16 protein-coding genes are annotated in these 13,599 nt (G+C 51.3%); 13 read left to right on the forward strand and 3 right to left on the reverse strand.

The window, feature by feature from the left end; genetic code table 11:
* The first annotated feature begins 221 nt into the window (after window positions 1–221).
* The 3 genes from CWE21_RS13080 to ung are packed head-to-tail and all read left to right on the forward strand — an operon-like array spanning window position 222 to window position 3,876.
* Entirely contained in the window at window positions 222–2,255 is a 2,034-nt protein-coding gene (locus tag CWE21_RS13080; protein ID WP_126834882.1) for a S9 family peptidase, read from the forward strand.
* The gene (locus CWE21_RS13085) at window positions 2,233–3,225 is read left to right on the forward strand and encodes a Stealth CR1 domain-containing protein (protein WP_198675132.1); all 993 of its coding nucleotides are present in this window, start codon (window positions 2,233–2,235) and stop codon (window positions 3,223–3,225) included. The genes CWE21_RS13080 and CWE21_RS13085 overlap by 23 nt, the downstream gene beginning before the upstream one ends.
* A 3-nt stretch (window positions 3,226–3,228) precedes the next feature.
* Window positions 3,229–3,876: a uracil-DNA glycosylase gene (gene ung / locus CWE21_RS13090; RefSeq protein ID WP_126834884.1), complete on the forward strand. Its 648-nt coding sequence runs from the start codon at window positions 3,229–3,231 to the stop codon at window positions 3,874–3,876.
* 112 nt (window positions 3,877–3,988) lie between these two features.
* Here ung and CWE21_RS13095 read toward each other — a convergent pair whose 3' ends face one another.
* Entirely contained in the window at window positions 3,989–4,159 is a 171-nt protein-coding gene (locus CWE21_RS13095) for a DUF3545 family protein (protein ID WP_126834885.1), read from the reverse strand.
* 203 nt (window positions 4,160–4,362) lie between these two features.
* On the opposite strand from CWE21_RS13095, the gene suhB reads away from it, so the two are divergent.
* From suhB to fdx, 9 genes are all read left to right on the forward strand, one after another.
* Complete coding sequence (gene suhB, locus CWE21_RS13100) at window positions 4,363–5,163, forward strand: inositol-1-monophosphatase (RefSeq protein WP_126834886.1); 801 nt, start codon at window positions 4,363–4,365, stop codon at window positions 5,161–5,163.
* 5 nt (window positions 5,164–5,168) lie between these two features.
* Window positions 5,169–5,891 carry a tRNA (cytosine(32)/uridine(32)-2'-O)-methyltransferase TrmJ gene (gene trmJ / locus CWE21_RS13105; RefSeq protein ID WP_126834887.1) on the forward strand — a complete coding sequence of 241 codons (723 nt, stop codon included), beginning with the start codon at window positions 5,169–5,171 and terminating at the stop codon, window positions 5,889–5,891.
* 218 nt (window positions 5,892–6,109) lie between these two features.
* Window positions 6,110–6,598: a Fe-S cluster assembly transcriptional regulator IscR gene (gene iscR / locus CWE21_RS13110; protein WP_126834888.1), complete on the forward strand. Its 489-nt coding sequence runs from the start codon at window positions 6,110–6,112 to the stop codon at window positions 6,596–6,598.
* Window positions 6,599–6,628: 30 nt separating this feature from the next.
* Complete coding sequence (locus CWE21_RS13115; RefSeq protein ID WP_126834889.1) at window positions 6,629–7,843, forward strand: IscS subfamily cysteine desulfurase; 1,215 nt, start codon at window positions 6,629–6,631, stop codon at window positions 7,841–7,843.
* Between the two features lie 15 nt (window positions 7,844–7,858).
* On the forward strand, window positions 7,859–8,242 hold the full coding sequence (gene iscU / locus CWE21_RS13120; RefSeq protein ID WP_126834890.1) for a Fe-S cluster assembly scaffold IscU: 384 nt from the start codon (window positions 7,859–7,861) through the stop codon (window positions 8,240–8,242).
* A gap of 52 nt (window positions 8,243–8,294) precedes the next feature.
* Window positions 8,295–8,618, forward strand: a complete 324-nt coding sequence (gene iscA / locus CWE21_RS13125) for an iron-sulfur cluster assembly protein IscA (protein WP_126834891.1) — start codon at window positions 8,295–8,297, stop codon at window positions 8,616–8,618.
* The gene (gene hscB / locus CWE21_RS13130; RefSeq protein WP_126834892.1) at window positions 8,619–9,119 is read left to right on the forward strand and encodes a co-chaperone HscB; all 501 of its coding nucleotides are present in this window, start codon (window positions 8,619–8,621) and stop codon (window positions 9,117–9,119) included.
* Between the two features lie 117 nt (window positions 9,120–9,236).
* Window positions 9,237–11,132, forward strand: a complete 1,896-nt coding sequence (gene hscA / locus CWE21_RS13135) for a Fe-S protein assembly chaperone HscA (RefSeq protein WP_126834893.1) — start codon at window positions 9,237–9,239, stop codon at window positions 11,130–11,132.
* A 15-nt stretch (window positions 11,133–11,147) separates the two neighbouring features.
* Complete coding sequence (gene fdx, locus CWE21_RS13140; protein WP_126834894.1) at window positions 11,148–11,486, forward strand: ISC system 2Fe-2S type ferredoxin; 339 nt, start codon at window positions 11,148–11,150, stop codon at window positions 11,484–11,486.
* 85 nt (window positions 11,487–11,571) lie between these two features.
* Here the strand turns inward: fdx and CWE21_RS13145 are convergent, their stop codons facing one another.
* Window positions 11,572–12,120, reverse strand: a complete 549-nt coding sequence (locus tag CWE21_RS13145; protein WP_126834895.1) for an acyloxyacyl hydrolase — start codon at window positions 12,118–12,120, stop codon at window positions 11,572–11,574.
* Window positions 12,121–12,303: 183 nt separating this feature from the next.
* A complete protein-coding gene (gene msrA / locus CWE21_RS13150; protein WP_126834896.1) occupies window positions 12,304–12,834 on the reverse strand; it encodes a peptide-methionine (S)-S-oxide reductase MsrA in 531 nt (176 codons plus the stop codon).
* 193 nt (window positions 12,835–13,027) lie between these two features.
* On the opposite strand from msrA, the gene ndk reads away from it, so the two are divergent.
* Window positions 13,028–13,459 carry a nucleoside-diphosphate kinase gene (gene ndk / locus CWE21_RS13155; RefSeq protein WP_126771437.1) on the forward strand — a complete coding sequence of 144 codons (432 nt, stop codon included), beginning with the start codon at window positions 13,028–13,030 and terminating at the stop codon, window positions 13,457–13,459.
* Window positions 13,460–13,599: the final 140 nt, after the last annotated feature.

The following is a 13,599-nucleotide window of genomic DNA, read 5'->3' on the forward strand; positions in this document are numbered from 1 at the left end:
TGCGCGGATTACATCAAGGCCCTACAATGAGCTAGAAGTGAATACATTGTGACTCGAGGCCGAATATACGAACGCAACTTCGCTTACGACCGGTTTTAACTTGCAAAGTTGGAGGAGACCATATACGTAGTTCTACTACGGGTAAGGCCTCACTTTTTGGCCATGGTTATGATGTTCTAGCTTCCCCCGCAGTAGAACTGCGGGCTACCTCGGAGTCAAAAATGAAAACAACCATCGGAATTGTGCTGGCGCTGACGACGAGCGCAGCCCTAGCAGATGAAGCGAAGCAAAATATCTTCCAACCTGAAGATGTATTCCAACTCGAATATGCTAGTTCTCCCACATTGCACCCCAGTGGGGACTACACGGTTTTCGTCCGTAACTACATGGATATTATGACCGACCGACGTTATGGCGCGCTCTGGCGCGTAGATAACGATGGTGAATTGCGCCCGTTACTCGGCGGTGACGCCAACGATCACTCACAAACGTGGTCGCCGGACGGCAGCACGCTAGCTTTTGTATCCAACCGCAGTGGCAGTAACCAAGTCCACTTGTACTGGACCGACACCCAGCAGCATGCTCCTGTCACACGCCTGACCGGTTCACCCAGTAACCTTAGTTGGTCACCTAATGGCGAGTGGCTCGCCTTCACCATGTTTACTCCGGAGCCATCGGCACCGCCGGTGAAGTTACCCAAAGCTCCAGAGGGTGCCAAGTGGGCCGATGCCCCCAAATATATCGACAAAGAACAATATCGGTTTGATGGTGCAGGCTATGCCCGCGATGGCTACACGCAGATTTACGTGATGCCAGCAGATGGCGGTACACCGCGGCAAATCACTCATGGTGACTATCACCATGGTGGCACTTTGGCTTGGAACGGTAACGATACGATTATCTTCTCCGGTAACTTGCGCGAAGATGCCTTTGACCATCCGCAAAATTCAGAGCTGTACAGCGTCAACGTAAGCAGTCAAGAGATCACACAGCTAACTGACCGTAACGGGCCGGACCGTTCGCCGGTCATCAGCCCAGACGGCAGCAAGCTTGCTTGGCTTGGGAATGATGACGAGAAAATGAGTTATCAACTGACTCAGCTGTATGTGATGGACTTGAACGGTAAAGAGCCGAAATTATTGACCAGCAACCTCGACTACAGTGTCAGTGACGTACAGTGGGCAGCTGACAGTAATGCGGTCTACTTTAGTTATGATCGCCATGGCAACGGGCACATCGTCAAGCAATCACTGAACGGTGAACGCCAAGAGTTAACCGATCGTATGGGTGGCTTAAGTTACGGACGCCCCTACAGCGGTGGTGATTTCGATGTAGCTGCCAATGGCACTTTGGTGTTCACCGAAGCGAACCCTCAGCGCCCAGCGGACCTGGTCATGCAAACCGGCCAGACAGCCAAGCAGCTCACGCAGTTAAACGAAGACTTGTTCGCGCACAAACAGCTCGGAAAAGTAGAAGAGATCTGGTACGACTCCAAACACGGTGACTATAAAATCCAAGGCTGGATTGTTTACCCGCCGAACTTTGACGCTGAGAAAAAGTATCCGTTAATTCTTGAGATTCATGGTGGCCCGCATACAGCCTATGCTGAGACCTTTTCTGCCGAAGTGCAGTTGATGGCGGCCGCAGGAAATGTCGTGCTCTATACCAACCCGCGTGGCAGCACCAGTTACGGTGAAGAATTCGCACAGGAAATCCACCACAATTATCCAAGTCAGGACTACGACGACCTGATGGACGGCGTCGACGCAGTCATTGATAAGGGCTTCATTGACGAAGATCGTTTGTATGTCACCGGCGGTAGTGGCGGCGGCGTGCTAACAGCTTGGATTGTGGGCCATACCGACCGCTTCCGTGCCGCTGTAGTCGCCAAGCCAGTTATCAACTGGTACAGCTTCGTACTGACCGCTGACGCCTATAGCTACTTCACCAAGTATTGGTTCCCAGCTTTACCTTGGGAAAACCCAGAACATTATTTAAAATACTCACCTATTAGCTATGTGGGCAACGTCACCACGCCGACCATGCTGTTGACTGGTGAGGCTGATTATCGCACGCCGATTTCAGAGTCTGAGCAGTACTATCAAGCGCTAAAACTCGAAGGTGTCGAAACAGCGATGGTTCGCGTCCCCGATGCACCGCATGGTATTTATAGCCGGCCGTCCAACTTGATTGGTAAGGTCGCATACATCTTGCATTGGTTTGAGAAATATAGTGACGAACAAACAGACGACTAACGAAGCAAACGCCATCGACGCAGTGATCACCTGGGTCGATGGCAATGATCCCCAGCACCAAGCAAAACTTAACGCTTATCTTGAAACTTTAGGACGACAGCCAAAGTCTGCCAGTGCCACCCGCTTTCGGGAGTGCGGCGAACTCGATTACTGTGTCGCCTCACTGCTACAGTACGCGCCGTTCATCCGCACGATTTATATTGTGACCGATCAGCAGACGCCAAAGCTTCTGCAGCACTATGCAGGTACCCCTGTTGCCGAGCGGATCAAGGTGGTTGATCACCAGGCGTTGTTTGCGGGCTTTGGCGATGTCCTCCCGACGTTTAATAGTTTAACGATTGAGACGGTACTGTGGCGGATCCCTGATTTAGCCGAGCAATTCATTTATCTTAATGACGACTTTCTGATCACTAAGCCATTGCGTCAGGATGACTTTTTTCAAAACGGCAAGCCGGTTATTCGAGGCAATTGGCAGTTACAGGCTGAGCAACGCTGGACGAAGCGTCTGCAAAAGTGGTTAGGTCTCGGTGACCGCGCAGACGATCCGAGTTTTAAACGTTCACAAGAGCTGGCAGCAAAGCGCATAGGCTATGACAACAAATTCTACTGTATTGGCCATACGCCACATCCTCTGCTGCGCTCAACCTATGAAAAGTTGTATGCTGAACAGCCTGATGGTTTTGCGAAGAATGTCTCCTATCGTTTACGCAATGAAGCGCAGTTCTCGCCGATTGCGTTAGCACATCACTGGCAATTGCAGAACCACGCCGCTATTGAAGAACATCAGCTCGATTGCTTGAATATCAAGCCGAAGCGCTACAGTGCCGGAAAACTTGAGACATTGTTGCGCGACTCGCAGTGCCGCTTTGCCTGCATCCAAAGTCTCGACCTTGCCGACGAAGCGCAATTTGCAGCCGTGTTGGCCGGGCTCGACAGTAAAATAAAGCTACCTTACTCACTCAAGAACTAAGTTATGCAACAACTCACATGGACCGACTTGCTCGGTAGCGAAAAGCAACGACCGTACTTTGTCGAGCTCCTTGCCCGAGTACAAGCGGAGCGTGACGCCGGTAAAACTATCTTCCCGCCCAGCGAACAGGTATTCAATGCCTTCAAATACACCAAGCTGGAAGAGTTAAAGGTCGTGATCCTCGGCCAAGATCCCTATCACGGCCAAGGTCAAGCGCATGGCTTATGCTTCTCGGTACCTAAAGGTGTCAAATTGCCACCCTCGCTGCGTAACATCTACAAAGCCATCAGGCATGACTACCCAGACTATCAACCGCCCGAGCATGGCGATTTAACGCATTGGGCAGAGCAGGGCGTGTTACTGTTGAATACGGTATTGACCGTCGAGGAAGGTAAAGCACATTCACATGCGAGTTGGGGATGGGAACGTTTTACTGATAGCGTCATCGAGAAAATTAATGATCACTGTGAAGGTGTGGTGTTCTTGCTTTGGGGCGCACACGCACAGAAGAAAGGGGCATTGATCGATCGTCAACGCCATCATGTGCTAACTGCGGTGCATCCATCACCGCTATCAGCGCACAGGGGCTTCTTGACCTGCGGTCACTTCCGCCGCACCAACGAACTGCTGGAAGTCGGAATCGACTGGTAGCCCGTGGTTCTACCACGGGTCCAACCTGACGTCACGACCATGTCCGTTCAATTCGAGTCTCCCCGTGGTAGAACCACGGGCTACGGCTTAAACAGCGAGGAACGGTTTTTTTTTAGAATTCGAGTTCGTCGAGCTCAAGATCTAGACCGTGGTCCATCTCTTTAAGCTCATCGCGTAAGCGATATTTCTCTTTAAGCGCTTCAATTTCCCGCCACTTGCGTTTGACCCGACGTGACTTGTTCTGTTTTGCTTCAACACCGTTTAGCTCTTCTGAATGATCCATGGGATCCTCCTAGCTTTATAGTTGTTATTTTAGGCATAGCGCAACACTTTAATAACACCTGCCGATAAAAAATACAAGGGCGATGTTTGCTATTCGCTGTTTGCTATTCGTTTAAAGCGAACAACGCTTTCTTGCGCCCGGCGAAAGAAAGCCGTATAATCCGCCGCCACAAAATCGTTCTTTCACAGCACAGGTATATTGGTATGCATCCCATGTTAAACATCGCGGTGCGCGCTGCGCGTGCGGCCGGCAAAATTTTGAGCAAGAACTTCGGCGTTGAAGCTGACCTGAATATTCAAGCCAAAAGCCAGCATGATTTCGTTACTGAAATCGACAAAGCAGCTGAGCAAGCGATCATTCGCACAATTCAAAAAACGTACCCAGATCACAGCTTTTTAGCTGAGGAGAGCGGTGCGCATGAAGGTGCAACCCCAGAGCATCAGTGGATTATTGATCCGCTTGATGGCACTACCAATTACCTGCGCGGTATCCCGCATTTCGCAATTTCTATTGCTTATCTCCACAAAGGTTCAGTGCAAGCGGCGGTCGTTTATGACCCGTTGCGTGAAGAGCTCTTCTCTGCCAGCCGCGGTGCTGGTGCACAGTTGAACGGCAAACGTATTCGCGTGACTAAACAACGTGACCTCAACGGTGCGTTGTTGGCGACCGGCTTTCCGTTTAAGCGCAAAGACTTGGTTGAAAGCTACCAAAATGTTTTTGGTAGTTTATTTGAGCAGACTTCAGATATGCGCCGCGCTGGTGCAGCTGCGCTCGATCTTGCTTATGTCGCAGCAGGCCGTATGGACGGCTTCTGGGAATTCAGCTTACAGCCGTGGGATATCGCCGCGGGCGGCCTGATTGTCCGTGAAGCAGGTGGTTTGGTCACCGACTTTGCTGGCGGTCACGGCTTCATGCAAAGCGGCCACACCGTAGCGGGAAACCCGAAAGTGGTGCAGGGTATCCTAAGCAAAGCTCGTCCGCACTTACCGAGCAGCATGAAGTAACGACTATGCTCGACAATATCCGCATCGTTCTCGTTAACACCTCGCACACCGGCAATATCGGTTCGGTGGCGCGAGCAATGAAAACCATGGGCTTGTCTGAGCTCACCTTAGTCGACCCTGTGCAAGCACCTGACAGCCACGCTTCGGCGCTGGCTGCTGGTGCCACCGACGTACTGCACGGCGCAAGCATCGTTGCTACCTTGAGTGAAGCGATTAGCGATTGCGGCATGGTCATTGGTACCAGCGCCCGCAACCGCACATTGGATTGGCCGCTGCTCGGCCCGCGCGAGGCTGCCGGGCAAGCGCTCGCTGAAAGCGCTAACTACAAGGTCGCGCTAGTATTCGGCCGCGAAAGCAGCGGACTGACTAACGAAGAGCTGCAGCAATGTACGCATCACGTGCATATTCCTACCAACCCTGATTACAGCTCGTTAAACCTTGCAATGGCCGTGCAAACGCTTGCGTATGAAATTCGTATGCAGTGGCTTGAGGCCGAACAAAGACCTGATGCGGCCGAAAGTGAGTATCCACTCACCGAAGATCTTGAGCGCTTCTACGTACACTTAGAAAGCACATTGACGGATACCGGCTTTATTATTAAGCAACATCCAGGTCAGGTAATGGCGAAGTTGCGTCGCTTGTTCACGCGAGCAAGGCCAGAAGCAAATGAGCTTAATATTCTGCGCGGCATCCTCGCCTCAATCGACAAACAAACCCAAAAGCGTTAAAGGCGATGTTCGCTGTTTGTTGTTTGTAGCCCGTGGTTTCACCACGGGATATGTCGAATTGAACGGACATGGTCGAAACGTCAGGTTGGACCCGTGGTGAAACCACGGGCTACCCGCTCGAACAGCGAACATCGAATAGCGAACAACGCTTTCAGAATACTTGACTAAAATAGTCGGGAATGCGAAAATTACGGCATAACGATGGAGGAAATAAAGCTATGCGCTTAACCTCGAAAGGGCGATATGCCGTAACCGCAATGCTTGACGTTGCGTTACACACAGAACAAGGACCCGTGCCGCTGGCAGATATTTCTGAGCGGCAAGGAATTTCACTTAGCTATCTTGAACAATTGTTCGCGCGCCTGCGTAAGAAAGGGCTCGTGAGCAGTGTGCGTGGCCCGGGCGGTGGTTATCGCTTAGGTTGTGCACCGCAGCAGATCTCGATTGGCGCAGTGATTCAAGCAGTGGACGAAAGCATCGATGCAACCCGTTGTGGTGGCAAAGGCGGTTGCCAAGGCGGCAGCCGATGTTTAACCCACTCGTTGTGGTCGAACTTAAGCGACCGCATTGAAGATTTTCTCGCAAATATCAGTTTGGCTGAGCTGGTCAAACAACGCGATATTAATGAAGTGGCTGAGCGTCAGAATGCGCAAATTGCAGAGCAGAAGAAACGCGAGCAACAAATTGCACTGAATTGTCAGTTATAAGCTGTCTGACAACGTGAGGAGTAGCACCGAATGAAATTACCGATTTATTTTGATTACGCAGCAACAACGCCAGTGGACCCACGCGTCGCTGAGAAGATGATGCAGTATTTAACGCCAGACGGTCAGTTTGGTAACCCTGCGTCACGTTCGCACCGTTTCGGTTGGCAGGCGGAAGAAGCGGTTGATATCGCTCGTAACCAGATCGCCGAGTTAGTGAATGCTGACCCACGCGAAATCGTCTTCACCTCGGGCGCCACCGAGTCTGATAACCTCGCAATTAAAGGTGCGGCGGAGTTCTATCAGAAAAAAGGTAAGCACATCATTACGGTCAAGACCGAACACAAAGCCGTATTGGATACTTGCCGTCAGCTTGAGCGCGAAGGCTTCGAAGTGACTTATTTAGACGTGAAAGAAGATGGCTTGCTTGATTTAGACGTATTTAAAGCAGCGTTGCGCGAAGACACAGTGCTGGTAAGCGTGATGCACGTCAACAATGAAATCGGTGTGATTCAAGACATCGAAACCATCGGCAACCTGTGTCGCGAGAATAAGACTATTTTCCATGTCGACGCTGCGCAAAGCGCTGGTAAAATTGATATCGACTTGCAGACGCTGCCGGTCGATTTGATGAGCTTCTCAGGCCACAAAATGTACGGTCCGAAAGGCATCGGTGCATTGTATGTGCGTCGTCGCCCGCGGGTACGGTTGAATGCGCAAATGCACGGTGGTGGTCACGAGCGTGGTATGCGTTCAGGTACTTTAGCGACCCACCAAATCGTTGGCATGGGCGAAGCAGCGCGCATTGCTAAAGAAGAGATGGCAGCCGAGCGTGAGCGCTTCCGTGCCCTGCGCGACCGGTTGTGGAACGGTGTGAAAGACATCGAAGAAGTGTATGTAAACGGGTCGCAAGAGCACGGCGTACCGCACATCTTCAATATTAGTTTTAACTTCGTCGAAGGTGAGAGCCTGATCATGGCCTTGAAAGACCTCGCGGTTTCGTCAGGTTCGGCCTGTACCTCAGCGAGTCTCGAACCTTCGTACGTATTGCGCGCCTTAGGCCGCAACGACGAATTAGCCCATAGCTCAATTCGTTTCAGCTTTGGTCGCTTCACAACTGAAGAAGAAGTTGACCATGCAGTAGAGCAAATTCAGAAATCCATTGGTCGCTTGCGCGACATGTCACCCCTTTGGGAAATGTACAAAGACGGCGTTGATTTAGAAAGCGTCGAATGGGTGGCTCACTAAGAGAGGTGAAGTGATATGGCATACAGTGAAAAAGTAATCGACCATTATGAGAACCCGCGTAACGTTGGCGGTTTCGATAAAAACGACCCTTCAGTAGTTACTGGTATGGTTGGTGCGCCGGCCTGTGGTGACGTGATGAAGTTGCAGTTGAAAATCAACGACGCTGGCATCATTGAAGATGCGAAGTTCAAAACTTACGGCTGTGGCTCAGCGATTGCCTCGAGCTCGCTCGTAACCGAGTGGGTAAAAGGTAAGTCAATCGAAGAAGCGTCACAGCTGAAGAACACGCAAATTGCCGAAGAATTGGCCTTGCCACCAGTGAAAATTCACTGCTCTATCTTGGCGGAAGACGCAATCAAAGCTGCGTTAGACGACTACAAGAAAAAGCACGCGGGCTAACATTAGTTTGGCAAATTTGTAGTACTACTTTTGCATCAAGAATGAGGCAGTAATGGCGATTACCATGACCGAAGCGGCCGCTCAACGTGCGCGGTCGTTCTTGGAACAACGCGGTAAAGGCGAAGGCATTCGTTTAGGCGTGAAAACCACAGGGTGTTCAGGCTTGGCGTATGTGATGGAGTTCGTTGATGAGGTGGAAGACACCGACACCGTCTTTGAAGAAAAAGGCGTGAAAATCATTATCGACGGCAAGAGCTTGGTGTACCTTGATGGCACTGAGCTCGACTTCGTCAAAGAAGGTCTGAACGAAGGCTTCGAATTTAACAACCCGAACGCCAAAGGCGAGTGTGGTTGCGGCGAGAGCTTTAACGTTTAAATGAATCACTTCGAGTTTTTTAACTTACCAGTCGCTTACGACGTCGATCTAGCTGATTTGCAGCAGCGCTACCGCAAGTTGCAGCAAGCGCTGCATCCTGACCGTCATGCCGCGGGAAGCGAGCGTGATAAACTTATGGCGGTGCAGCGCACTGCGCAGCTCAATGATGCGTATCAGACGTTACGCTCGCCACTATTGCGTGCCGAACACCTGCTGGCGCTGCGTGGCGTTGATATGCAACACGAGCAGAAAACGCTGCAAGATCCTGAGTTTTTGATGGCGCAAATGGAGTGGCGTGAGCGTGTTGAAGAATTGGATGTCGGTGACTTTGCAGGTATCGACGCGGCTTATAAAGATTTGGCTGCGCAAACTGCAGAACTGCAGGCGGAGCTTGAGAACTTGTTAGCTGCCGAAGATAACGAAGAGGCAGCCGATACCATTCGCAAACTCAAGTTTATGCACAAACTCCGCCGCGAACTCGAAGCCCTAGAAGACATTTAATGGGTAACCCGCAGTTCTACTGCGGGGTATGTCGAATTGATCAACCATGGCAGAAACGTCAGGTTAGACCCGTAGTAGAACTACGGGCTACGAATCACGAACAACGAGGTTTTCTGAATGGCCCTTTTGCAGATTGCAGAACCCGGACAAAGTACCGCGCCACACCAACACCGCTTGGCAGCAGGCATTGATTTAGGCACCACCAATTCGTTAGTTGCCTCCGTGCGCAGCGGCGAAGCCCAAGTACTGCGTGACGAGCAAGATCGCGCAATTTTACCTTCTGTGGTTTATTACGGTGCCGACGAAGTGTGTGTAGGGCATGAAGCCGTAGCCAAACATGGCGACGCATCTTTGGCCACCGAAGACACCATCGTCTCAGTCAAGCGTTTCATCGGCCGCACCGTCGCCGACGTACAGCGTAACTTTTCTAACTTACCCTACCGCATGAGCGAAACCGACAACGGCGTACCGGTATTCCATACCGCCGCAGGTGAACGCAATGCAGTAGAAGTTTCCGCAGATATTTTGCGTTCGTTATCTGCCCGCGCCCAAGCCGCGCTAGGTGGCGAACTCACAGGCGTGGTCATCACCGTGCCAGCTTACTTCGACGATGCTCAGCGACAAAGTACTAAAGACGCCGCACAACTGGCGGGCTTAAACGTCTTGCGCCTATTGAACGAGCCGACTGCGGCAGCGGTAGCCTATGGCCTAGATACCGGTCGCGAAGGCTTAATCGCCGTTTACGACCTCGGCGGCGGCACCTTCGATATTTCGATATTACGCCTGCAAGGTGGCGTATTTGAAGTTTTAGCAACAGGAGGCGACAGCGCCCTTGGTGGTGACGATTTCGACCAACTTATAGTTGCTCACTTGAAGCAAGTGTGGGACCTCGACGACGCCGTACCAGCGCGCTTGGAACGCTCTTTAATTAACGCAGCCAAACAAGCCAAAGAAGCTTTAACCGACCAGTCGGAAGTCGAAGTGCACGTAGCCCGCAGTTCTACTGCGGGGGAATCACCCGACGCCAGCGAACTCAAAACGACCTTGACCCGCGCGCAGCTCAACGAACTCATCGAGCCGTTAGTGCGCCGCACCCTAGTCAACTGCCGCCGCGCCTTGAAGGACGCCGAAGTTGACGCATCAGAAGTACTTGATGTGGTCATGGTTGGTGGCTCAACCCGTGTACCGCGTGTTCGCGAAGCCGTGGGCGAATTCTTCGGCCGCGAGCCATTGACCTCGATCGACCCTGATGAAGTCGTCGCCATTGGCGCCGCCATTCAAGCCGACATTTTAGCAGGCAACAAGCCTGACTCAGATATGCTTCTGCTGGACGTCATTCCATTGTCGTTAGGGTTAGAAACCATGGGCGGCTTGGTGGAAAAAGTTGTAGCGCGCAACACAACAATTCCAGTAGCCAAAGCTCAAGAGTTCACGACCTTTAAAGATGGCCAAACGGCCATGATGATTCACGTCGTCCAAGGCGAACGTGAGTTAGTAGATGACTGTCGTTCGTTAGCACGCTTTGTGTTGACCGACATTCCGCCGATGGCAGCAGGTGCAGCCCATATTCGCGTCACCTTCCAAGTCGACGCCGATGGCCTGTTAAGCGTCACCGCCATGGAAAAATCCAGCGGTGTGACTGCGTCGATTCAGGTGAAGCCATCGTACGGCTTGAACGACGAAGATATTTCGCAGATGATCACCTCGTCGATGACCAACGCGAAAGAAGACATGGCGGCGCGCATGTTGCGCGAACAGCAAGTCGAAGCTGACCGCGTGTTGGAAGCATTAAGCAGCGCATTAGCTGTCGATGGCGAATTGTTAGACGAAGCGGAACGTAAACGCCTTGACGACGCCATGGAAGCATTACGCGTCGCTCGTGCTGGCACCTCAGCCGATGTCATTGAAAAAGCCATCGAGAAAGTCGACCAAGCCAGCGAAGATTTCGCCGCGCGTCGTATGGACGCAGGCATTCGCAAAGCGCTGTCCGGCAGCAACGTTAACGAACTTTAATTTGGGGAAATCGTAATGCCAAAGATTGTATTTTTACCGCATGAAGAGCTTTGCCCAGAAGGCACTGCCGTAGAGGCCGCTGACGGCGAAAGCGTATTAGATGTAGCGTTGCGCAACGGTATCGGCATCGAACATGCTTGCGAAAAAGTCTGTGCTTGTACCACCTGCCACGTCTATGTGCGTGAAGGCTATGACTCACTCGCCGAAATCAATGACAACGAGGACGACATGCTTGATAAGGCCTGGGGCCTCGACCCTGACTCACGCCTAAGCTGCCAAGCCCGCGTCAACGGCGAAGATCTGGTTGTCGAAATTCCTAAATACACCATCAATATGGTGAAAGAGAATCACTAGTCTTCGGGATAGGATGCACCGCGAGATGCACAGAAAAAGGGAGGCTGAGCCTCCCTTTTTTGCGTTCACTTAAGGTGTTGGGCGATCAGCCGAATGGGATATGCCAATTGATACTAAAGAAGTCGAGGCCATCATTAGGTCGATCAAGATCAGCCTGCGAGTAGTGGGTATAGGCTAAACTGATTCGGGCTTTGCTCGCACTGCTGTACTGCCAACTCAATGCTAAGCGGTCTTCAAACTGAAAGTGAATGGAAAGATTACGGTCGCCAATCGTCGTGCCATCTAGGACTGAAACACCGATTCCGGCTTCGACATAGAGTGGGCGCTGCTCACCAGCGATTTGCCATTGGAACACAGGACTTAGTGTGAGCGCAGTAAGTTTATCACTCGAGTCATTAGAGTCCTGCCATTGATTTAATGCGCCTTCAAAAGCAATTGTCGGATTGCCTATGGCTGATAGCCATGAATCTGGGAGCAGCGTTTGAGCATAATCATCGGAGCGTAAACCGATGCGGCCGCCCCAAAGTTGATCCGCAGAGTACACTGCTCCAACATGAAATTCCTGCGCGTCGACATGCTGTGAAGCGCCTGCTGCAACAAGCGCTGTTGCGATAATGAGCCGAGAGAACTGCATAATCACCTCTGACTAGTTTAAATGGTAGCAGCATTTTACATACATTCATGATTGTATGTATATTGCTTAAAATCGATTATAACATTCGACTTTACCGACCATTCTATTTCGCAGTGGCATTAGGGAGGGCAGCCCTCCCTTTGCAAGCGATTCCTCTCGCGTTTTTGGGGCAACCTCTGCCCCTTACTCTAACTTCTCGGCGAATGTACGCTTAAACTTAGCAAGCTTTGGGCTAACGACTGCTTGGCAATAAGCATTTTGCGGATTACGCTCGACGTAGTTATCGTGATAGTCCTCGGCAGGCCAGAATTTTTCTAACGCGACAACCTCAGTGACAATTTCGTCTTGCCATGTTTTGTCGGCACGCATTTCCGCAATAATCTTCTCAGCTTCATCACGTTGCTCATCGGTTTGGTAAAAGATCGCCGAACGATATTGTGTGCCAACATCGTTACCTTGACGATTTAACTGCGTAGGATCGTGTAGGGCAAAAAAGATCTCGAGAATCTCGCGCACCGACAATGCCGTCGGCTCAAAAGTGATCTGCACCACCTCAGCGTGCCCAGTGTTACCCGTGCAGACCTCTTCGTAGGTTGGCTCCGCCTTCTCACCGCCGGCATAGCCAGACTGGGCTTTGAGCACACCACGAACCTGCTTGAACGCACCTTCGATGCACCAAAAACAACCACCACCTAAAGTAATTTGCTGTGTCATATACAACTCCTAATAGACGTTTAGCCATCTATATCATGTAAGCCGCCAAGTGAAAAGGGCAGAGGTCAAAGAAAATGAAGAGCAAAGAGAGGGCAGCCCTCTCTAATGCGAGCGGTGGTAGCAGTGAAATAGCGAAACGTGTATAATCCGCGCGACTTTAAATTAGCTAGCCTTTTATGATTGGAGACAAACCATGGCTTTAGAACGTACTTTATCGATTATCAAACCTGACGCTGTTGCAAAGAACGTGATCGGCGGTATCTACAACCGTTTCGAAACTGCGGGTCTGCGTATCGTTGCTGCAAAAATGATGCACTTGAGCAAAGAGCAAGCGGAAGGTTTCTACGCTGAGCACAGCGAGCGTCCTTTCTTTGGCGCATTGGTTGAGTTCATGACTTCTGGTCCAATCGTTGTAAGCGTACTTGAAGGCGAGAACGCTGTACTTCGTCACCGTGAAATCATGGGTGCAACCAACCCAGCTGAAGCATTGGCAGGAACGCTTCGTGCTGACTATGCTGTATCTATCGATGAAAACGCGGTACACGGTTCTGACGCTGTAGAATCAGCGGCACGCGAAATCGCATACTTCTTCGCTGACGAAGAAATCTGCGCACGCACCCGCTAAGAAGCCTGGGTAGCCCGATGTAATGGTCTCCTCCAACAATACGGCATCGCAATGTGCCAAAATGATACGTGATCATTTACATGCTGGAGGAGACACAGGTGAGTATTGTAACCAGAATCGGACTAGATTTGGCAAAAGAT

The organism is Pseudidiomarina aquimaris, from assembly GCF_003987395.1.
Classification (GTDB): Bacteria; Pseudomonadota; Gammaproteobacteria; order Enterobacterales; family Alteromonadaceae; genus Pseudidiomarina; species Pseudidiomarina aquimaris.

Coding starts and splice junctions, on each gene's coding strand:
- CWE21_RS13080 (WP_126834882.1), top strand. CDS start 222: ATGAAAACAACCATCGGAATTGTGCTGGCGCTGACGACGAGCGCAGCC.
- ung (WP_126834884.1), top strand. CDS start 3,229: ATGCAACAACTCACATGGACCGACTTGCTCGGTAGCGAAAAGCAACGA.
- CWE21_RS13095 (WP_126834885.1), bottom strand. CDS start 4,159: ATGGATCATTCAGAAGAGCTAAACGGTGTTGAAGCAAAACAGAACAAG.
- suhB (WP_126834886.1), top strand. CDS start 4,363: ATGCATCCCATGTTAAACATCGCGGTGCGCGCTGCGCGTGCGGCCGGC.
- trmJ (WP_126834887.1), top strand. CDS start 5,169: ATGCTCGACAATATCCGCATCGTTCTCGTTAACACCTCGCACACCGGC.
- iscR (WP_126834888.1), top strand. CDS start 6,110: ATGCGCTTAACCTCGAAAGGGCGATATGCCGTAACCGCAATGCTTGAC.
- CWE21_RS13115 (WP_126834889.1), top strand. CDS start 6,629: ATGAAATTACCGATTTATTTTGATTACGCAGCAACAACGCCAGTGGAC.
- iscU (WP_126834890.1), top strand. CDS start 7,859: ATGGCATACAGTGAAAAAGTAATCGACCATTATGAGAACCCGCGTAAC.
- iscA (WP_126834891.1), top strand. CDS start 8,295: ATGGCGATTACCATGACCGAAGCGGCCGCTCAACGTGCGCGGTCGTTC.
- hscB (WP_126834892.1), top strand. CDS start 8,619: ATGAATCACTTCGAGTTTTTTAACTTACCAGTCGCTTACGACGTCGAT.
- hscA (WP_126834893.1), top strand. CDS start 9,237: ATGGCCCTTTTGCAGATTGCAGAACCCGGACAAAGTACCGCGCCACAC.
- fdx (WP_126834894.1), top strand. CDS start 11,148: ATGCCAAAGATTGTATTTTTACCGCATGAAGAGCTTTGCCCAGAAGGC.
- CWE21_RS13145 (WP_126834895.1), bottom strand. CDS start 12,120: ATGCAGTTCTCTCGGCTCATTATCGCAACAGCGCTTGTTGCAGCAGGC.
- msrA (WP_126834896.1), bottom strand. CDS start 12,834: ATGACACAGCAAATTACTTTAGGTGGTGGTTGTTTTTGGTGCATCGAA.
- ndk (WP_126771437.1), top strand. CDS start 13,028: ATGGCTTTAGAACGTACTTTATCGATTATCAAACCTGACGCTGTTGCA.